Below are 18,952 nucleotides of genomic sequence, written 5' to 3' on the forward strand. Positions count from 1 at the left end.
TCGCGGGGGGGGCCCGGGGGGGGCGCCCCCCCAGGGGGGGGGCCCCCCAGGGCCGTTTTTCAGGCGTTTTTCAGAATGGAATAGCCTGCATACTCGGCAGCGGTGGCCAGTTCCTGCTCAATGCGGATGAGCTGGTTGTATTTGGCCGTTCTGTCGGAGCGTGAGAGCGAGCCGGTTTTGATCTGCCCGCAATTGGTGGCCACGGCCAGATCGGCAATGGTGGAATCTTCCGTCTCGCCCGAACGGTGGCTCATCACCGCCGTGTAACCGGCCCGATGCGCCATATCGACCGCACGCAGGGTTTCTGTCAGCGTGCCAATCTGGTTGACCTTCACCAGCAGCGAGTTGGCCACGCCAGCGCGGATGCCGCGCTGCAGGCGCTCGGGGTTGGTTACGAACAGATCATCCCCTACGAGTTGCACCTTTTGGCCCAGTGTCTGGGTCAGCAGCGCCCAGCCTTCCCAGTCGTCCTCGGCCATGCCGTCTTCGATGGAAACAATGGGGTAACGCCCGACCAGATCAGCCAGATAAGCGGCCATGCCGGCGGAATCCAGGCTCTTGCCTTCGCCCGAGATCACATACTGGCCGTTTTTGTAAAATTCGGTGCTGGCGCAGTCGAGTGCGAAGGTTACGTCCTGACCGGGGCGGTAGCCTGCGGCTTCCACGGCGCGGGTAATGAAACCAAGCGCTTCATCAGCCGATTTCAGGGCCGGGGCAAAGCCGCCTTCATCACCCACATTGGTGTTGTGCCCGGCAGCGCTCAGGGCTTTCTTGAGCTGCAGGAAAATTTCCGAACCCCAGCGGATGGCATCGGCCACGGTGGGCGCACCCACGGGCTGGATCATGAATTCCTGAATGTCGATGGGGTTATCGGCATGCTGGCCACCGTTGACGATGTTCATCATCGGCACGGGCAGGATATGGGCGAACGCGCCACCAACATAACGGTAGAGCGGAATTTCAAGCTCGGCGGCCGTTGCCTTGGCAATGGCAAGGGAAACGCCCAGAATGGCGTTGGCACCCAGACGGCTCTTGTTGGGCGTGCCATCGAGGTCGATCATGGCGTTGTCGATATCGATCTGGTCCGAGGATTCTGCGCCCTGAAGGGTCGGCAGGATTTCGGTTTCGATGTTTTCGAGCGCCTTGAGCACACCCTTGCCACCGTAGCGGCGGGCATCGCCATCGCGCAGCTCTACGGCTTCATGCGCACCGGTTGATGCGCCGGAGGGAACTGCTGCCCGGCCTTTCGCGCCGGAGGCCAGCTCCACGTCAACTTCAACGGTGGGGTTGCCGCGGCTGTCCAGTATTTCACGTGCGACGATGTCGACAATGGCACTCATGGTCTTTCCGTTCCTGAATGATGTATGCGTCCAAACCCGGCCCTGTGCCTTGCGGCTTTTGCGGGCCGACAGGCTCAGGGCATGGCCGGAGCGCGCCTCCGTGCGGTTGCTACAGGCCGTGTCTTGGGCTTTCCTGTCAACACTGCGAATTGTGAAAACCTGATAGCAAGAGGACGTGGTTCCCATCAATGAGGAAACTTCCCTATCTGGCGGTCGTGCTGATGCTTGCGGGCCTGCTGCCTTTTATTCTGTGTACCTGCGGGATTGTGTTTTACGATTCTGCCGTGCCGGTGCCTCGGCTGCTGATGGGGCTGGTGCTGTACGGCGCGTTGTCGCTGTCGTTTTTCGGGGCTGTTCACTGGGGCTGGGCGCTTGAGGCCGAGCGCGTGATCCTGACGGTTGATGCCGAGCGTGTGGACAGGCTGCGCCTGCTGCTGGGTGTGCTGCCCGTGCTGGCGGGGTGGGTGGCCGCGTTTACGGCGGTTGTGTCCTCTCCTCTGAGTGGGGTGGTTCTGCTGGCGGTGGCGTTTGCGCTGGTGGCCCTGTGCGAGCGCACGGCATGGCGGCGTGGCTGGCTGCCGCCGGGCTATATGGGAGTTCGCTGGATTGTGACCGCCGTGACGGAGTGCTGCCTGCTCACGGTTCTGCTGATGCGGGGGCTCTGACCTGCCCGCGGGCAGGGTGGCATGTGAGAGCCAAGGTGTTATGACAGGCTTTGAACACGCCGTGGCATGGGCCTGTATCGCAGGTGGTAAAATAGTCGGACGGCGGAAACTGATGGAGCATGCAAGGCATGAACAGTAAACCGCGCATTCTGGTAAAAGGGGCGGGGGTCGCCGGTATGACGGCCTGTGTCGCGCTGGCGGAACGGGGTGGAGAGGTTACGCTCTACGATCAGGCGGGCCGGGTAGGGGCCGGGGCCTCATGGTTCGCGGGCGGTATGCTGGCTCCATGGTGCGAGGCGGAATCGGCCCCGGAAGAAGTCACGGCCCAGTCCATCGGGGCGGTGGACTGGTGGGCACGCCACGTGCCGCAGGTGACACGGCAGGGCAGTCTGGTGCTCGCTCCCGCGCGTGATGTGGGAGAAATCGCCCGCTTTGCCCGCCGCACTTCGGAATATACGCAGGTTAATGGCGCGGATATTGCAGCGCTGGAGCCTGATCTGGACGGGCGATTCCAAAAAGGACTGTTTTTCGGGCAGGAAGGTCATGTGGACCCACGCGTAGCCCTGCATGCCCTGTTTGACCGTCTGCTGGCTTTGGGGGGGCACGCCCTGCTGGCCGGTGCGCCAGCGCCGGATGAGGCAGCTTTCGACTGGGTGGTGGACTGCACCGGGCTGGTCGCGCGCGACAGGCTGGACACGCTGCGCGGCGTGCGGGGCGAAATGCTGCTGCTACGCTGCCGTGATGTAACCCTGCACCGGCCTGTGCGGATGCTGCACCCGCGTATTCCGGTCTATATCGTGCCAAGGGCTGACCATCTCTTCATGGTCGGAGCGACCATGGTGGAAAGTGAAGACACTGGTGGCATGACCGTGCGTTCCATGCTGGAACTGCTGAACGCGGCCTATACCCTGCATCCCGGTTTTGCCGAGGCGGAAATTCTCGAGACAGGCATCGGGCTCCGACCTTCGTACCCCGATAATATGCCCCGCGTGACGCAGGATGGAAAATATTTGTTTATCAATGGTATGTACCGCCATGGCTTTCTGCTGTCCCCCGCACGGGCGGAAGAAGCAGCGGACAGGATTTTCGGCCACGCAGCGGCCTGAAAGCCCTGAGCGGGGCCGCAGGTTGCCCCGCGCGGGCTGCGGTGGATCGATGTTTTTAAGGAAAATGATCCGATGCTGATCATGGTGAACGACGAGACGCATGATGTTGCTGCCACGACGCTGGCGGAACTGCTTGAAGAGCTTGGCTACCGTGGCGCGCGCATTGCCACGGCGCTGAACGGGCATTTCGTGCCAGCGTTGCAGCGTGCGGCAACACCGCTCGCGGACGGGATGCGGGTTGAAGTGGTTGCCCCCATGCAGGGCGGATAAGGTGGCGTGCGAAAGGCTGACATGACGGATCGGATACAAGACAACCGCGAGGATAACCGCATGGATGTTCTGTTTTACGGGCAGGCGCTGTCTTTCCCCCTGATGCTGGGAACAGCCCAGTATCCTTCGCCCGACATCCTGCGCGATGCCGTGCTGGCGGCGCGGCCGGGCGTTGTTACGGTTTCGCTCCGGCGCGAGGCTGCACGCGAAAAGACGGGGCAGGCGTTCTGGTCGCTCATTCAGGAACTGGGCGTGCCGGTCCTGCCCAATACGGCGGGCTGCCATACGGTCAAGGAGGCGGTAACAACCGCCCATATGGCGCGTGAGGTCTTTGGTACGGATTGGGTCAAGCTTGAAGTCATTGGCGAGCAGGACACGCTCCAGCCGGATGTGTTCGGGCTGGTGGAAGCCGCGCGTATCCTGTCCGAAGAAGGCTTCAAGGTGTTTCCTTATACGACCGAGGATCTGGTAGTGGCGGAGCGGTTGCTGGCCTGCGGGTGTGAGGTGCTCATGCCTTGGGGGGCTCCTATCGGTTCAGGGCGGGGGCTGAACAATGTGTTCGGCCTGCGTGCGCTGCGGGCGCATTTTCCCGGCGTGCCGCTGGTGGTCGATGCGGGGCTGGGGGTTCCCTCCCATGCAGCACAGGCGCTGGAACTCGGATATGATGCAGTGCTGATCAACACCGCCGTGGCGCGTGCGGGCGACCCCGCGCAGATGGCACGCGCGTTCAGGCTGGCGGTGGAATCTGGCCAGCTTGGCCGCGCGGCAGACCCTATGGAGGAGCGGGACATGGCGGCTCCTTCCACCCCCGTCGCGGGAAAGGCATTTCTGGGATGAAAACTCTACCGCAACCAATCTACCCCGTTGTCGATTCCGCGCAGTGGGTCAAGCGGCTGGGGCAGGCAGGCGCGCGCTTTATCCAGCTTCGCGTCAAGGACCGGCCCGAGGCCGAACTGCTGGCTGAAATCCGCTCCGCTCGCGCCATTGCCGAGGATCTGGGCGTATGCCTTGTGCTCAATGATTACTGGCAGATCGCGCTGGATGAGGGCATTTCCTACATCCATCTGGGGCAGGAAGATCTGGATACGGCGGATTTCGCGGCTATCCAGCGGGGGGGGCTGAAGCTTGGCGTCAGCACCCATTGCCCGGAGGAACTCGACCGCGCCCTGTCTTTTGCCCCGGATTACGTGGCGCTAGGGCCAATCTGGGAAACAAAGCTGAAGAAAATGGCTTTCGGCCCGCAGGGTACGGACAGGCTGACAGTCTGGAAAAAACAGGTGGGTGAGACGCCAGTCGTGGCCATTGGCGGCATTACGCTGGAGCGCGTCAGGCCTTGCCTAGATGCCGGGGCGGATTGTGTTTCTGCCGTGTCGGCCTTTACCGGTCATGCCGATCCCGAAGGGCAGGTCAGGGCTTGGCTGGCGGCGGCAGGCTGCTAACGCGCCGCATATCATTGAGGCTGGCAGGCCAGAACCCCTGACGGCTAGCCCCTGAAAATACGTGCCGCGTCTGCCTTGCCGAACAGGTGCAGCACGGCGCGCGCGGCCTCGCTCAGATGCTGTGCCAGAGGTATGGGCTGCTGGCCCACGGGTGGGGCTATGCTGTCTTCTGGCAGAATGGTCAGCGCCTCGCGCCGGGCGGTTTCCAGCAGGCTGTCCACCAGCGTATCGGACGCAATGCGGTATTCCGGCAGGCCGGACTGGCGGCGGCCCGTAGCCTCGCCCCCGCCCCGCAGGCGAAAATCCTCATCCGCTATCAGAAAACCGTCTTCCGTCTCGCGCAGGCAGCCCAGTCGGCGGCGGGCAGTGTGGCCGGGGTCGTCGTCATGCAGCATCAGGCAGTAGGAGGCCGCACTCCCGCGCCCTACGCGGCCTCGTAGCTGGTGCAACTGTGCCAACCCGAAGCGTTCGGCATGTTCTATCACCATAATGCTGGCTCCCGGCACATCCACCCCCACTTCAATAACCGTGGTGGCAACCAGAAGCTGCGTATGGCCTGCGGCAAATTCGGCCAGTGCCTCTTCACGCACGGCGCTGTCCTGCTGGCCGTGTGCCAGCCCGATAACCGGAGCCTTGCCCCCACCGCGCGGGTTTTTACCAAAATACGAAACCAGTGTGGCGTGGCGGGCCTCGGCCGCGGCAATGTCCAGTGCCTCGCTTTCCGAAACAAGGGGGCAGACCCAGAACACCTGCGCTCCATCGCGCAGGGCGCGTCCTATGCCTGCCAGTAAGTCATCCATGGCGCCAAGGCTGTGCAGCGATGTGCGGATTGGTTTGCGCCCGGCGGGTTTTCCCTCCAGACGGCTGATTCGCATATCACCAAAGCGGGTGAGCAGCAGCGTGCGCGGAATGGGGGTGGCGGTCATGGTTAGCATGTCCGCATTATGGCCCTTGTCCGCCAGCGCCAGACGCTGCTCCACGCCAAAACGGTGCTGCTCGTCGATCACGGCAAGGCCGAGGTCGGCAAAATGCACGTTTTCCTGCACCAGCGCATGGGTGCCCACCGCCAGCCGCGCCGTGCCGTCCGCCATGTCCGCCAATGCTTTCTTGCGTGCCTTGCCTTTGACTGAACTGCACAGGAACGCCACCGGCACGGGAGAAAGCCGGGCAAAGGTGGCGGCATGCTGGCGGGCCAGAATTTCCGTAGGGGCCATGATAGCGGCCTGCGCACCGGATTCGACCGCGCGGAGCATGGCCAGCAGCGCCACCAGCGTTTTGCCCGAGCCGACATCGCCCTGCACAAGCCGGTTCATGCGGGTGGGGGCTGTCATGTCGGTTTCGATCTCGCGCAGCACGTGGGTCTGGCCGGGGGTCAGTTCATGGCCGAATGTTGCAAGAGCCTGCTGTTGCAGGGGGCCGCTCTGGTGGATGGCGCTCGGGGTGGCGCCGGGCATGGAACGTCCGGGCCGGGCGCGGGCGGCGGCGTGGGCAAGGCGGATGGCGAGTTGGTCGGCCAGCAGTTCGTCACAGGCAAGGCGGGCCTGCGCGCGGGCCTGCGCCTTGCGCCAACCTTCACCCGTTTCGCTGCCGGCTATGCTGTCGGGGCGGTGCATCCATGTCAGGGCCGTAGCGAAATCGGGCCAGTCATGGTGGGTGAGCGTTGTGGGGGCGTGCCATTCCGGCAGAGGGGGCGTGGGTAGGCGAGCAAGGGCAGCGGCCATGGCCTGCCGCACATGGCCCGCGAACAGCCCCGCCGTTAACGGCCAGACCGGGTCCAGAAACGGAATGCGGCCCAGTGCCGAGGCAGGCAGCAGGTAGTCCGGCGAGGTGATGACCATCCTGTCGTGAAAGCGCTCAGCCCGGCCCGATACGGCAACCTGTTCGCCGGATTTGATCTGCTTTGCCTGCCAGGGAGAGAAAAAGGACAGTTCAATCAGCCCGCCCTCATCTGTCAGGGTCACGCGCCAGGGCTGTCGGCTGCGCGGAGCCGGGGGGCGGATATCGCTTACAGTGCCGGTAACGGTTACGATCGTATCAGACTGGACATGCGCCAGCAGTGGGCGCAGCCTGCGATCGGTTACACTTTCAGGCAGGCGGAACAGCAGATCCGCCACCCTGTTGCCACCGGCTATGCGCGCCAGCAGGCGCGCGCGCGCGGTATTGACGCCCGGCAGGGTCTCAAGGGGCGCGAGCAGGGGGGCAAGAACGCTCGCCAGAGAGGATGTGATGGGCGAAGGACTGGACACCGGCGGTACATGCGCCTCTGTTTGACAGGCTGACAGACAAAAACAGCAAGGGTATAGGACAGTAGAGCCATGAGTGACAATTTGACAGATACAGTCGAAGCCGGAAGCACAGCCGAGCTGGACGCCCGACGTAGGCGGCTGAAGTTCCGCGCCAATCATCGCGGCACCTTTGAAACCGATATCCTGATCGGTGGTTTCGTGCAGGACGTGGCGGATACGCTGAATGCTGCCGAGCTGACGGATATGGAAGCCATTTTGGAAATGCCCGACCCCGATCTGACAGACTGGTTGTTTGGCCGCCTGCCATTGCCCGAGGAAAAAGCCACCCCCATGCTGCGCCGTATGGTGGATGCCTGCCGCGCCCGGTGCGGGCATTAAGGTTTCCATGGAGCGGCCACGGGACTATACCCGAAGCGAGCAGAGCAGAGAGACAGATACGGATAGCGCATGACGGTACAGACAGGCAGCCCGCACACGATCGCCACTATCTGGGGGGTGCCCGAAGGATATGATGCATTGCTGCTGGCCCGCCGCGCGCGTGAGCATGCGGGGCCGGTGCTGCATATTGCCCGGAGCGATGCCAGCATGGCGCGGCTGGCCGACATGCTGGGCTTTGTCGCCACGGATATCGAGGTGCTGCGTTTCCCCGCATGGGACTGCCTGCCCTATGACCGGGTTTCTCCCAACCCTGCGATTGTGGCCGAGCGTGTCGCGACTCTCTCCCGCCTGCTGGAGCCCGCCCGTGGGCCGCGTCTGGTGCTGACAACCGTCAATGCCGCTGTGCAGCGCGTAGCACCGCGCAAGACATTTGAGGGTCAGTCCCTCAGTATTCGTGAGGGCGAGAGCCTCGATCAGACATTCCTGATCGATCTGCTGATCGCCAATGGCTACACCCGTACGGATACGGTGATGGAAGCGGGCGAGTTCTCTACTCGCGGCGGTATTTTTGACCTGTATCCGGCAGGGGCTGCCGAACCGCTCCGGCTCGACCTGTTTGGTGACGAGGTGGAGAACATCCGTGCCTTCGATCCCGGCACCCAGCGCTCGACCGACCGGCGTGAAGGGCTGGTGCTGTGCCCGGTATCGGAATTTTCGCTCGATGCGGAAAAAATCTCGCGGTTCAGAACCGGCTGGCGTGATGCCTTTGGCCCCGGCGCTGCGGCGGACCCGATTTACGAACATGTTTCGGATGGCAGGCGCTATCCGGGGCTTGAGCACTGGCTGCCCCTTTTTCACGATCATCTGGAAACCTTGTTCGACTACTTGCCGGGTGTTGCGGTCTCGCTCGAACAGCAGGTGGATGAAGGCCTGAGCGCCAGGCTGGACATGATAGAGGATCACTATCAGGCCCGCAGGCAACCGGCCCGCGAGGGCGAAACCCCATACCGTCCGCTCTTGCCGCACTTGCTCTATCTCGACCGCAAGGGGTGGGATGCCGCCATTGCGCGTCTGCCCGTAGTGGCGTTTAGCCCCTATGCCCAGCCTGAAGGGGCTGTGGGGGTGGATGTGGGCGGACGTTTTGGCAAGATGTACGCCAAGATCGTGCCCGGCGCACAGCGCGAACAGGTCTTTACCCTGCTGGGAGAGGCCGCGCGTGAGTGGGCGCAGGTGGGGCGGCGCACTTTTGTGGCCGCATGGACACGCGGCTCACGCGAGCGCATTGCCGTTCTGCTGCGTGAACACGGACTGGCCACGGAAACCTTCGAGAGCTGGGAGCAGGCCCGCAAGGCCAAGCCCGGCCCGGTGGGGCTTGTGGCATTTGAGCTGGAACGTGGCTTTGTGGGCGATGATCTGGCGTTTGTGTCCGAGCAGGACCTGCTGGGTGAGCGCATAGGGCGGCCACCGCGCCGCCGCCGCCGGGCGGATGAACTGATTGCCGAAGCCAGCGAGCTTTCCGCCGGTGATCTGGTGGTGCATCAGGATTACGGCATAGGCCGGTATGACGGGCTTGAAACGGTCAGCGTTGGCGTGGCCCCGCATGACTGCCTGCGCTTGCTGTATGATGGCGGGGAAAAGCTGTACCTGCCGGTAGAAAACATCGAACTGCTCAGCCGCTTTGGCTCTGATCAGGCCGGGGTGGCGCTGGACAAGCTGGGCGGTGTCGCGTGGCAGAACCGCAAGGCGCAGATGAAGCGGCGCATCCGCGATATGGCGGGCGAGCTTATTCGCACTGCCGCTGCGCGTGCCCTGCTGGTGGCCCCGGAATTTGCCCCGCCCGAAGGTATGTGGGACGAATTCTGCGCGCGTTTCCCGTTTGTTGAAACCGATGACCAGTCCCGCGCCATTGCCGATGTGCTGGACGATATGGGGTCGGGCAGGCCTATGGACCGGCTGGTCTGTGGTGATGTCGGGTTCGGCAAGACCGAGGTTGCCCTGCGCGCGGCATTTGTCGCGGCCATGTCGGGCGGGCAGGTGGCGGTTGTCGTGCCCACAACGCTGCTGGCGCGCCAGCATTACCGCACTTTTGCTACCCGGTTTGAAGGCTTTCCCATCAAGGTGGCCCAGCTTTCACGCATGGTTACGGGCAAGGATGCAACGGAGGTGCGTAAAGGTCTGGCCGATGGCAGCATCAATGTCGTGATCGGCACCCATGCGCTGCTGGCCAAAACAGTTCAGTTCGCCTCGCTGGAACTGCTCATTATCGACGAAGAGCAGCATTTTGGCGTGGCGCACAAGGAAAAGCTCAAGGCCCTGCGCGAAGGCGTGCATGTGCTGACCCTCTCTGCCACACCGCTGCCGCGCACGCTCCAGCTTTCCCTTTCCGGCGTGCGCGAAATGAGCCTGATCGCCACCCCGCCCACCGACAGGCTGGCGGTGCGCACGTTTATCATGCCGTTTGACAGTGTGGTGATCCGCGAGGCCATCCAGCGTGAGCGCTTCAGGGGCGGGCAGATTTTCTGTGTTGCACCGCGTGTGGAAGACCTTGACCGTATGGCTGAACGGTTGGCCACTATTGTGCCCGATGCCCGTCTGGTGCAGGCCCATGGCCGCCTGACGCCCACCGAGCTTGAACGGGTCATGACCGAGTTTTCGGATGGCAAATACGACATTCTGCTCTCCACCAATATTGTGGAAAGCGGGCTGGACATGCCTGCGGTCAACACGCTGATCATTCACCGGGCAGACATGTTCGGGCTGGGGCAGCTCTACCAGTTGCGCGGGCGTGTGGGGCGCGGCAAGCAGCGCGGCTACGCCTATCTGACATGGCCGCAGACCCATGCGCTGGCGGAATCGGCGCAAAAGCGGCTTGAGGTCATGCAGACACTCGATACGCTGGGCGCAGGCTTTACACTCGCCTCGCACGATCTGGACCTGCGTGGTGCGGGTAATCTGCTGGGTGATCAGCAGTCCGGCCATGTGCGTGAGGTGGGGATAGAGCTATACCAGCAGATGCTGGAAGATGCCGTGGCCGACCTGCGTGCCGAGCAGGGCCGCCGCAAGCCCGAGGACCGCGAATGGACGCCCGGTATTGTCATGGGCCTGCCGGTGCTGATTCCCGACAGCTATGTGCCGGACCTGCCCGTGCGGCTTGGATTGTACCGCCGTATCAGTGGTCTTTCTTCCGATGCCGAGACGGAAGCGATGGAGGCCGAACTGATCGACCGTTTTGGTGCGTTGCCGGAGGAAGTCAAAAACCTACTGGATGTTGTTGATCTTAAAAGACTATGTAGGCAGTCCGGTGTGGAAAAAGTAGATGCAGGGCCAAAAGGTATGGTGCTTCAGTTCCGCAATAACAGCTTCCGCGATCCGGCGGGGCTGGTGCAGTGGATGGCAGGCTGGAAAGATGGCGTGATGCGCCTGCGCCCCGACCACAAGCTGGCTGTGGTGCGTGAACTCACCAACGTCCAGCGCGTGGGGCTGGCCCGTAAGGTGCTGGGTGCTCTTGCGAAAATACGCGAAAAGGCCCTTGCCTGAACAAATCGGCTCCTGCCTGTGCGGGAGCCGTAGGTTTTAAAGTGATCCCGCTCTGAGCATGAGCGGGGCTACAGGGCCGCTCGGGCTGGTTATTTAAGTGGTAGCGGAAAGCCGTTGACGGTCAGCACGCCGCTTTCCCATATTGTGTCCCATGTGTTGCGCTCCCCCTCGCGGTGGCTGACAAGCCGGGCGAGTGCGAGGCCCGCGGCCAGTTTTAACTGCTGCTCATCGCGCGCATGCTGAATGAGTTCTGGCAGATTGCTGATTTCCAGATGCCCCTGAGCCGAGGTCGTGTTGACGTTACCTGTCAGGGTGGCGCTGCCATGGCCCTCGAGGCGGATATCACCCTGTGTGGCGGTAAAGGCCGAAAGCGTGGTGTGTACGGCGGGCGATGCCGTACTGCGGCCCCCTATGGCATCCATAAGCCCGGCCAGTTCGCGGCTAGGCAGGGTAAAGCGGGCCTGAGCATCCGAGGGCAGAAGCCCCTGATTAGCTACGTTATGGTAGCTGATGCCCGACAGGGCCAGCGTGGCGCTGGCCAGTGGCGTGCCGCCCTGTATCTGAAAATGCAGGCCGCTGAGCATGACTTTGGCGGTGCGGTGCGTAACGCTGGCGCCCTGCCATGTCAGATCGAGCGCCTTGCCTGCCTGTAGCGTGGCTTCGGCTGTCTGCCCCTGTTGCGCCAGCCATGCCGAGCAGCCGGGTGTGTGGGTGTTGGTCATGGCGGCCAGCACGAGCAGCGAGGCCGCAGCCGCCAGATCATCCGTGGCGGCGGGGTCAGTCGGTTTGCCGTTCAGGGTCAGGTGCCGCGCGCTCAGGGTGCTCTGCCCGTCTGGCGTGTGCAGCTGCACCGAGTCATAGATCACGCCCTGTGGGGTGCCGTGCGTGGCCCCATGCGTGAGGGTTACGCATTCATGCGGAGGGGCCGCGTGGGCGATTTGTCCCGTTGTGGCGGCGCATACGCTCACGACACCGAGAAAAAGACGGGAAAAGAGGGGGGCGTGCTTCATTTCATGGCAAGGGTGCCGTAAGTGGAAACAGCAAGCAACCCTTGGGAATGAATGGGAGCAGAAGTGGTGCGTTTCTTGAAAAAAGATCCTTTTCTGGTCGGCTTGCTCTGCGCCATTTTTCTGGCGTCTGTGCTGCCTTGTCACGGAGCGGCGGTGCCGGTCTTTCACTGGCTGTCGGTGGGGCTGATCGCGCTCATGTTCTTTCTGCAAGGGGCGAGGCTTTCGCGTAAAGCAGTGGTGGATGGCATGGTGGCCTGGCGGCTGCATCTGCTGATCATGTGCTGCACCTTTGTTATCTTTCCCCTGCTGGGGTTGGCGGCGCATGCGCTGGTGCCGGGACTGCTACTGCCCGAGCTCTGGCTGGGTATCCTGTTCCTGTGCTGTCTGCCTTCCACGGTGCAGTCTTCCATTGCGTTTACGTCTATCGCAGGGGGGAATGTGCCTGCGGCTGTCTGCGCGGCCACGGCTTCCAACGTGTTTGGTATTTTCATCACGCCTGTTCTGGTCGGGCTGGTGCTGAGCCAGCATGGCCAGCTTTCGGGTAACCCGCTCGATATCGTTTTTCAGCTTCTTCTGCCCTTCATTGCCGGGCAGGTGCTTCAGCCCTGGCTGGGTAAGTGGGCGCACCGGCACAAGACACTGCTTTCCTTTTCAGACCGTGGCTCGATTCTGGTGGTGGTGTATGCGGCTTTCAGCGATGCGGTCATGCAGGGGCTCTGGCACCGGTTGCCGCTGGCGGATCTGGGGCTGGTGGCGCTGGCCGATACGGTGCTGCTCGCATTGGTTCTGCTGCTGACAACCGTGCTGAGCCGGGTGTTGGGGCTATCGCGGCAGGATGAGATAACGGTTATTTTCTGCGGTTCAAAAAAGACGCTGGCTTCTGGCGTGCCTATGGCCAACGTGCTGTTTCCCGCAGCATCGGTCGGGCTGATCGTGCTGCCGCTGATGCTGTATCATCAGATCCAGCTTTTTATATGTGCCGTGCTGGCGCGTAGGCTCTCGCAATCGAAAAATCGTGAAGAGGCCGGGGCCATTGGTCAGGATGCCTGAACGCGCAGGCTGAATACGGTCAGGAAAAACAATATGGCAGGTCTGGACCCCGCTCGGTGGGATGAAATGCGCGCTCTCGGCCACCGCATGCTCGATGAGATGTTCGATAACATCAGCTCCGTGGCGCAGGGGCCGGTGTGGCAGCCCCCGCCCGATGATGTGCGGCAGCATTTTGCGCAAGCACCGCTCCCGCGTGAAGGGCGAGCGCTGGAAGCGCTTTATGCGGAGTTTGCGCAGTCCGTGCGTCCCTACGCGGTTGGCAACCGGCACCCCCGTTTCATGGGCTGGGTGCATGGGGGCGGCACGGCGCAGGGTATGCTGGCAGAGATGCTGGCCGCTGGGTTGAATGCCAATTTAGGTGGGCGCAACCATGTTCCTGTCGATGTCGAGCGGATGGTCATACGCTGGGCGGCGGAACTGTTCGGTTTCCCGGCTGATGCCAGCGGGCTGCTGGTTACAGGCTCGTCCATGGCCAATTTTATCGCTATTCTGACGGCCAGCCGTGCCATGGCGGGGCGAGATATCCGCCAGAACGGCGTGGCAGGGCAGGGGCTTGTGGGGTACGCGGCCCAGACCGCCCATGGCTGTGTTGCCCGTGCTTTCGATATGGCTGGACTGGGCGCACAGGCCCTGCGCCGGGTACCGGTGGATGAGCATTACCGGATGGATATAGCCGCCCTGCGCACCATGTTGGCGGCGGACCGGGCCAAAGGGCTGCAACCCTTTGTAGTCGTGGGCACGGCAGGTACGGTGGATACAGGCAGTTCAGACCCGCTGGACGCGCTGGCCGATCTGGCTCAGGCGGAAGACCTATGGTTTCATGTGGATGGCGCGTTTGGCGCTCTGGCCTGCCTTTCGCCTGTACATGCGCCTGCCCTGCGGGGGATGGAGCGGGCGGATAGTCTGGCGTTTGATTTCCACAAATGGGCGCAGGTGCCCTACGACGCCGGGTGTGTGCTGGTACGAGACCCCAGCCTGCAGGCAGCGGCCTTTGCGCAGACCCTTGATTACCTCTCGCGCGAGGACAGGGGGCTGGCAGCCTCGGCCCCGTGGTTCTGTGATCTGGGGCCGGATCTTTCACGCGGGTTTCGTGCGCTCAAGGTCTGGTTCGCGCTTGAAGGCTTTGGCACGCAGGGGCTAGGGCAGGTTGTGGCACGCTGCTGCAATGTGGCGCAGCATCTGGCGGAACGAGTCAGGCACACGCCCACTCTACGCCTGATGGCCCCGGTGGCGCTGAATATCGTCTGCTTTCGTGTGGATGTGCCGGGGGTGGACGATCTCGATTACCTGAATGCAGAGCTGGTCAAGGACCTGCAAGAAAGTGGAATTGCAGCGCCTTCCACCACGCGGCTGGGTGGCGTGCTGGTTATTCGCGCAGCCATCGTCAACCACCGGACGACCGAGCAGGATGCGAATATCATGCTCGATGCCCTGCTGGCACTGGCGGCAGGGCGGGTGCCGGAAGGCGCTGTGGAAACGGACTGAACGCGCCTGTCAGGCCCCGTGGGCAAGAAGAAAAGTCGCGGTGTCCAGTATCTGCTGTTCAAGGGGAACTGGCTCAAGAGCACGGCGTGCAAGGCGAGCACGCCAGAGAGTCGCATCGCCCACATATCGGTCATCGGGCTGGCTAGGGTCCAGTGCGGGCCGTTCTATGGGGTGGGCAGCCTCTCCCAGTATCTGCGCGACAAGGCTGGCCAGAGCGCCGACTTCGACAACCTGTTCGCCCGCAGTTTCAAAAACCGGCGGCTGAAGGTGGGGGAAGAGCAGCATATCCCCAAAGCAGATATCCAGCAGGTCGCGCACATGAATATAGGAGCGATAGACCTTTTTACGGGCGTTAAGCCGTATCGGGCGGCCGGCCTGCATGTCCAGAATGACACAGGCCAGAACGTAGCTTGTAACCTTGTTGATGAAAGGCCCCGCCAGATTGAACAGGCGCGGGCAGGTAAAAGGTACGTCCAGTGCCGCGCACAGGGCGGTAAAATGGGCCTCGTCATCCCGTTTCATGGTGCCGTAGCTGTCTGAGCTTGCGCCGGTGGAGGGCTGCACGGCGGCGCCAGACGAGGGCATTAAAAACCCTTCGGGGCGCAACCGCTCAAGGGTCTGCTCGACTTGCAGAGATATGGCACGGTTGGTTGCCACGAATGACTCTGGCGAAAGGGCCGAGGCTTTTTCCTTGGTCAGATAAGCAAAATGCGCCACCAGCGTGGGAGCCACGGGGGCTAGGGCTATGGCATCAAGAGGGAGAACCGGCAGCGTGCGGCCTGATGAAAGGGTCAGTTCCCCCGCCGCCGAGCCATAGACACTCACACGCCCGGCTGTTTGCTCTGCCAGTGTTTCATCCAGCAGTTCCAGACAGGCCCGGCCGATCCACCCGCGTCCCCCTGTTACGAGCACATGCAACTCCGGCCTTGCTGTAAGGGCGGCCTTGATATCGGCCGAAAAAGCGAAGGGCCGCGGCTTTGCGCCGTATAGGTTAGGGCCGTGTGGTGCGGAGGGAGCCTGCATTACGGTTCGAGCATGTTCGACGCCAGTTCCTCACGCGACAGGAAGGGGGCGAGGTCTTCAAAGCTGGAGGAGACAATAGTGCCGTCTTCAAGCTGGCGGCTGGCCAGTTTGGGAGCAAAAGGCTGGTTCTCATCCAGAATGATCTCGCACACCGCAGGGCCGGGTATGGCCAGAAAATCCTTGATGGAAGCGTTCATGCCCTTATGGCTTTCGATACGCCGGTAAGGCAGGCGGAAGCCTTTTGTCAGGGCTTCAAAGTCAGGCAGAACAACGCCCGAACTGGGGCCAGCGCCGATTTCCTCTCCATTGAAAAAATTGTGCTGGGTTTGAAAAATAGAGACATAACCAGCATTGTTCAGCAGGAATATCTTGATAGGCATTCTGTTGCTGGCAATGGTCTGGAGTTCCTGCAGGTTCATCATGATCGAACCATCGCCCGCCAGACAGATGACTTCCCGCCCGGAGGCCTCATAAGCGCCAATGGCGGCAGGCAGGTCATATCCCATGCTGGCACAGCCCGAATTGGACCACATGCGCTGTCCCTGCCGGAAAATGGCAGCCTGAAAACCGACAACCGCTGCCGTGGCATTGGCGGCAATGACAATCTGGTTCTCAGGGAGTGATTCAAACAGCTCTTTTACAAAACAATAGGGGTTAACCTTATCGTTTTCATAATATTCAGGCAGCACAACAGGGTATTTCGCCACACGCTGCCTGCACCATTCCAGCCAGTCCGTATGTTCGGTGCTGGGGGTAGGCCATGGCCATGCCGCGAGGGCAGGCAGCAGAGCGCGCAGGTCGGCCAGAATGGGGGTGTCGGGTTTGATGGAGGGCTTGCGCAGTTCCATCTCATCGATATCGACCCAGATTTTCTTGGCGTTGGGTGCGAAAGAGCCCCAGTTATAGCTGATCTGGCGGATATTTAGCCTGCACCCCAGAACAACCAGCAGATCTGCGTTCTGGACGGTGAAGTTGCCGCCACGATCCCCGATAGTGGAGGGGCGACCGCAATAGAGCGGGTGGTCGTTGGTGAGAATATCCTGCGCGTTCCAGCCGCCGACAACCGGAATACCCGCTTTTTCAGCAAAACTCAGGAACGCATCATACTGGCCCGAAAGGCGAACGCCGGTGCCTGCCAGAATAACAGGCCGCCGGGCCTGCCCGATCTGTGCCGCAATGGTGCTGACTGCCTGGGCAATATCTGTTTCCTCCCATGGCGTCTCCTGTTCGGAGGGGTCATAACCGTGCAGCGTGTCGGGGTCTATGTAAGCCCCCTGCACATCGAGCGGAATATCGAGCCATGTGGGGCCGGGGCGGCCAGAGCGGGCCAGATGGAAGGCTTTTTCCAGATGGTAGCGGATTGTCTGCGGGTCGGTAACCATGGCGCTGTATTTGGTCACCGAGCGGATCATGTATTCGATATCGATTTCCTGATCGCCAAACTGCCGCAGCGGCAGGCCGGTATGCCGCACGGTTGTCTCGCGCTTGACCTGACCGCTCAGCACCACCATGCCGACTGAATCGACATAGGCACCATAAACGCCAGTAATGGCGTTGGTGCCACCCGGCCCGGTTGTGACGTTAACCAGCGCAATGTCGTTGGCATAACGGAAGTAGGATTCCGCGGCCATGGTGCAGGCCTGTTCATGGTGGTTGAACACGCAGGTCAGGTCCGGGTGCATACCCAGCGAGTGGTTGAGGTGCATGGCACCACCCCCCGTAACCATGAAAACATGGCGTACGCCGGCTTCGGATACTTTCTGGGCAACCCAGTCGGAGAGTTTTACCTTGGCCATTGTTCTATCCATGTAAGAATTCTTCAAAATGTCACTCTGGGCCGTGTCATGCCTGTCAGTGCGAGCAATCGGGCGTCTTGCCCGCTGTTATGTGCCCTCACATCTGACCATGACAGCCTGTCTGTACCCGCCATTGGCAGCGCGATTGTTAACATTTCGCCAGAACACTGTGAAGGGTGCGGCACAGGCCGTATCGGGGGAGGTGAAACCGGCGGAGGTTCATGTCGGGCGTGGAGATTTAGTGGCGTATATCCGCCACAGAAGGCCGGTGTGTCGGTTGCGTTTTTAGCAATTTACGTGCATTCTCCGGGCTCAAGTCTGTAGTCGTTTTTTGCATGGTTTTAGTGACATGGCATGGCAATTTCTGGATTGCATTTGCGGTCGCGGCCAAATCTCTCTTTCCCGTTTGGAGCGCCACATATGGCAGGGCAGAAATCTCGCCAGTATTTTGAAGACCTCTTTGTGCTTGAAATGGCCAATAATCATTGGGGCAGCATTGAGCGCGGACTGAAAATTATTCATGACCATGCAGCCATTGCCCGTAAAAACAATGTCAAGGCAGCAATAAAGCTCCAGTTCCGGGATGTGGATGAATTCATTCATCCGAATTTCAAAGGCAATACAGACCTTCGGTATGTAAAAAAGACAGAAGATACCCGTCTGGACCGTGAGGGTTTTTCCGTCATGGTTGAGGCTATCAAGGCGGCTGGCTGCATTCCTATGGCCACCCCTTTTGACGAGGCCTCGGTGGACCTGTGTGTTGCGTTTGATTTTCCGCTGATAAAAATCGCCAGTTCAGACATGAATGACTGGTCGCTTCTGGAAAAAGTCGCGTCCACCGGCCGCCCGGTGATTGTCTCCACCGGTGGTGGTTCGGAAAGCGCGATTGATGATCTGGTCGCGTTTTTCGAAAAGCGGCAGGTGCCGCTGGCCATCAATCACTGTGTTTCGCTCTATCCTTCGGAAGATAGCGAACTGGAACTTAACCAGATCGATTATCTGCGTAGCCGCTATCCTGAGCTGGTCATTGGTTTCTCCACGCACGAATACCATGACTGGCATTCGTCCATGCTGATTTCCTACGCCAAGGGCGCGCGGATGTGGGAACGCCATGTCGATATCGACTATCAGGGCGTGCCGGTTTCGTCCTACTGCTCGCTGCCTGAGCAGTGCGATGAGTGGTTTCAGGCCTTCCACAAGGCGCGGGAAATGTGCGGGGGAACAGAGGCAACGCGCAGGAATATTTCCGAACGCGAAGTCCATTACCTTGATGCGCTGGTGCGCGGCATTTACGCACGCCGGAAGCTGGAGGCGGGGTATGTGTTCTCTGCTGATACCTTTGCGCAGGATTTCTATCTGGCGGTTCCTCTGCGCAAGGGGCAGCTATCCAGCCGTGAAATGATCGAAGGCGAGGTGCTGACCCAGACTCTCGACCCCGATCAGGCTCTGACGGTCGAACATGTGGAAAAGGTTGGCGGTCAGGAAAAAGCGTTTTTGCTCAATCGCGGCCTGTAAAGGCCAGAGCCAGACTTTGTGCCTGTTGCTCGGGCTGGCCTGACTTTATCCGTCAGGTCAGCCCGTTTGCTTAAAACGGGCCGTATTCTGCT

Annotated in this window: 15 protein-coding genes; 10 read left to right on the forward strand and 5 right to left on the reverse strand. The window is 61.4% G+C overall.

Annotated elements, in window-relative coordinates; genetic code table 11:
• Positions 1-59: 59 nt before the first annotated feature.
• Entirely contained in the window at positions 60-1,340 is a 1,281-nt protein-coding gene (gene eno, locus ABF757_RS00125; protein WP_415480406.1) for a phosphopyruvate hydratase, read from the reverse strand.
• A 188-nt stretch (positions 1,341-1,528) separates the two neighbouring features.
• Between eno and ABF757_RS00130 the strand changes: the two genes are divergently transcribed.
• The 5 genes from ABF757_RS00130 to ABF757_RS00150 all read left to right on the forward strand — a co-directional run bounded on the left by ABF757_RS00130 (position 1,529) and on the right by ABF757_RS00150 (position 4,820).
• Positions 1,529-2,005: a DUF3429 domain-containing protein gene (locus tag ABF757_RS00130; protein WP_415480407.1), complete on the forward strand. Its 477-nt coding sequence runs from the start codon at positions 1,529-1,531 to the stop codon at positions 2,003-2,005.
• Positions 2,006-2,133: 128 nt separating this feature from the next.
• Entirely contained in the window at positions 2,134-3,111 is a 978-nt protein-coding gene (thiO, locus tag ABF757_RS00135; RefSeq protein WP_415480408.1) for a glycine oxidase ThiO, read from the forward strand.
• Between the two features lie 72 nt (positions 3,112-3,183).
• A complete protein-coding gene (gene thiS / locus ABF757_RS00140) occupies positions 3,184-3,381 on the forward strand; it encodes a sulfur carrier protein ThiS (RefSeq protein WP_415480409.1) in 198 nt (65 codons plus the stop codon).
• Between the two features lie 60 nt (positions 3,382-3,441).
• Positions 3,442-4,218 (forward strand): thiazole synthase, encoded by a 777-nt coding sequence (locus ABF757_RS00145; RefSeq protein WP_415480516.1) that lies wholly within the window; start codon positions 3,442-3,444, stop codon positions 4,216-4,218.
• The gene (locus ABF757_RS00150; protein ID WP_415480410.1) at positions 4,215-4,820 is read left to right on the forward strand and encodes a thiamine phosphate synthase; all 606 of its coding nucleotides are present in this window, start codon (positions 4,215-4,217) and stop codon (positions 4,818-4,820) included. The genes ABF757_RS00145 and ABF757_RS00150 overlap by 4 nt, the downstream gene beginning before the upstream one ends.
• A gap of 44 nt (positions 4,821-4,864) precedes the next feature.
• On the opposite strand, the gene ABF757_RS00155 is transcribed toward ABF757_RS00150, so the two are convergent.
• The gene (locus ABF757_RS00155; protein ID WP_415480411.1) at positions 4,865-7,066 is read right to left on the reverse strand and encodes an ATP-dependent DNA helicase RecG; all 2,202 of its coding nucleotides are present in this window, start codon (positions 7,064-7,066) and stop codon (positions 4,865-4,867) included.
• A 69-nt stretch (positions 7,067-7,135) separates the two neighbouring features.
• Here ABF757_RS00155 and ABF757_RS00160 point away from each other — a divergent pair, with 69 nt between their 5' ends.
• Positions 7,136-7,444 (forward strand): FAD assembly factor SdhE, encoded by a 309-nt coding sequence (locus ABF757_RS00160; RefSeq protein WP_025859603.1) that lies wholly within the window; start codon positions 7,136-7,138, stop codon positions 7,442-7,444.
• A gap of 69 nt (positions 7,445-7,513) precedes the next feature.
• Positions 7,514-10,981 carry a transcription-repair coupling factor gene (gene mfd / locus ABF757_RS00165; RefSeq protein ID WP_415480412.1) on the forward strand — a complete coding sequence of 1,156 codons (3,468 nt, stop codon included), beginning with the start codon at positions 7,514-7,516 and terminating at the stop codon, positions 10,979-10,981.
• Between the two features lie 89 nt (positions 10,982-11,070).
• Here the strand turns inward: mfd and ABF757_RS00170 are convergent, their stop codons facing one another.
• Positions 11,071-11,991 carry a hypothetical protein gene (locus ABF757_RS00170; protein WP_415480413.1) on the reverse strand — a complete coding sequence of 307 codons (921 nt, stop codon included), beginning with the start codon at positions 11,989-11,991 and terminating at the stop codon, positions 11,071-11,073.
• A gap of 66 nt (positions 11,992-12,057) precedes the next feature.
• Between ABF757_RS00170 and ABF757_RS00175 the strand changes: the two genes are divergently transcribed.
• On the forward strand, positions 12,058-13,041 hold the full coding sequence (locus tag ABF757_RS00175) for a bile acid:sodium symporter family protein (protein WP_415480517.1): 984 nt from the start codon (positions 12,058-12,060) through the stop codon (positions 13,039-13,041).
• A gap of 33 nt (positions 13,042-13,074) precedes the next feature.
• Positions 13,075-14,526: a pyridoxal phosphate-dependent decarboxylase family protein gene (locus ABF757_RS00180; protein ID WP_415480414.1), complete on the forward strand. Its 1,452-nt coding sequence runs from the start codon at positions 13,075-13,077 to the stop codon at positions 14,524-14,526.
• 9 nt (positions 14,527-14,535) lie between these two features.
• Here ABF757_RS00180 and ABF757_RS00185 read toward each other — a convergent pair whose 3' ends face one another.
• A complete protein-coding gene (locus ABF757_RS00185; RefSeq protein ID WP_415480415.1) occupies positions 14,536-15,438 on the reverse strand; it encodes an NAD-dependent epimerase/dehydratase family protein in 903 nt (300 codons plus the stop codon).
• A 110-nt stretch (positions 15,439-15,548) separates the two neighbouring features.
• Positions 15,549-17,357, reverse strand: coding sequence for a thiamine pyrophosphate-binding protein (locus ABF757_RS00190; RefSeq protein WP_415480416.1), 1,809 nt, complete (start codon positions 17,355-17,357; stop codon positions 15,549-15,551).
• A gap of 408 nt (positions 17,358-17,765) precedes the next feature.
• On the opposite strand from ABF757_RS00190, the gene ABF757_RS00195 reads away from it, so the two are divergent.
• Positions 17,766-18,860 (forward strand): N-acetylneuraminate synthase family protein, encoded by a 1,095-nt coding sequence (locus tag ABF757_RS00195; protein ID WP_415480417.1) that lies wholly within the window; start codon positions 17,766-17,768, stop codon positions 18,858-18,860.
• The last annotated feature ends 92 nt before the right edge of the window (positions 18,861-18,952 follow it).

It is taken from the genome of Acetobacter papayae (genome assembly GCF_047721125.1).
GTDB lineage: Bacteria > Pseudomonadota > Alphaproteobacteria > Acetobacterales > Acetobacteraceae > Acetobacter > Acetobacter papayae.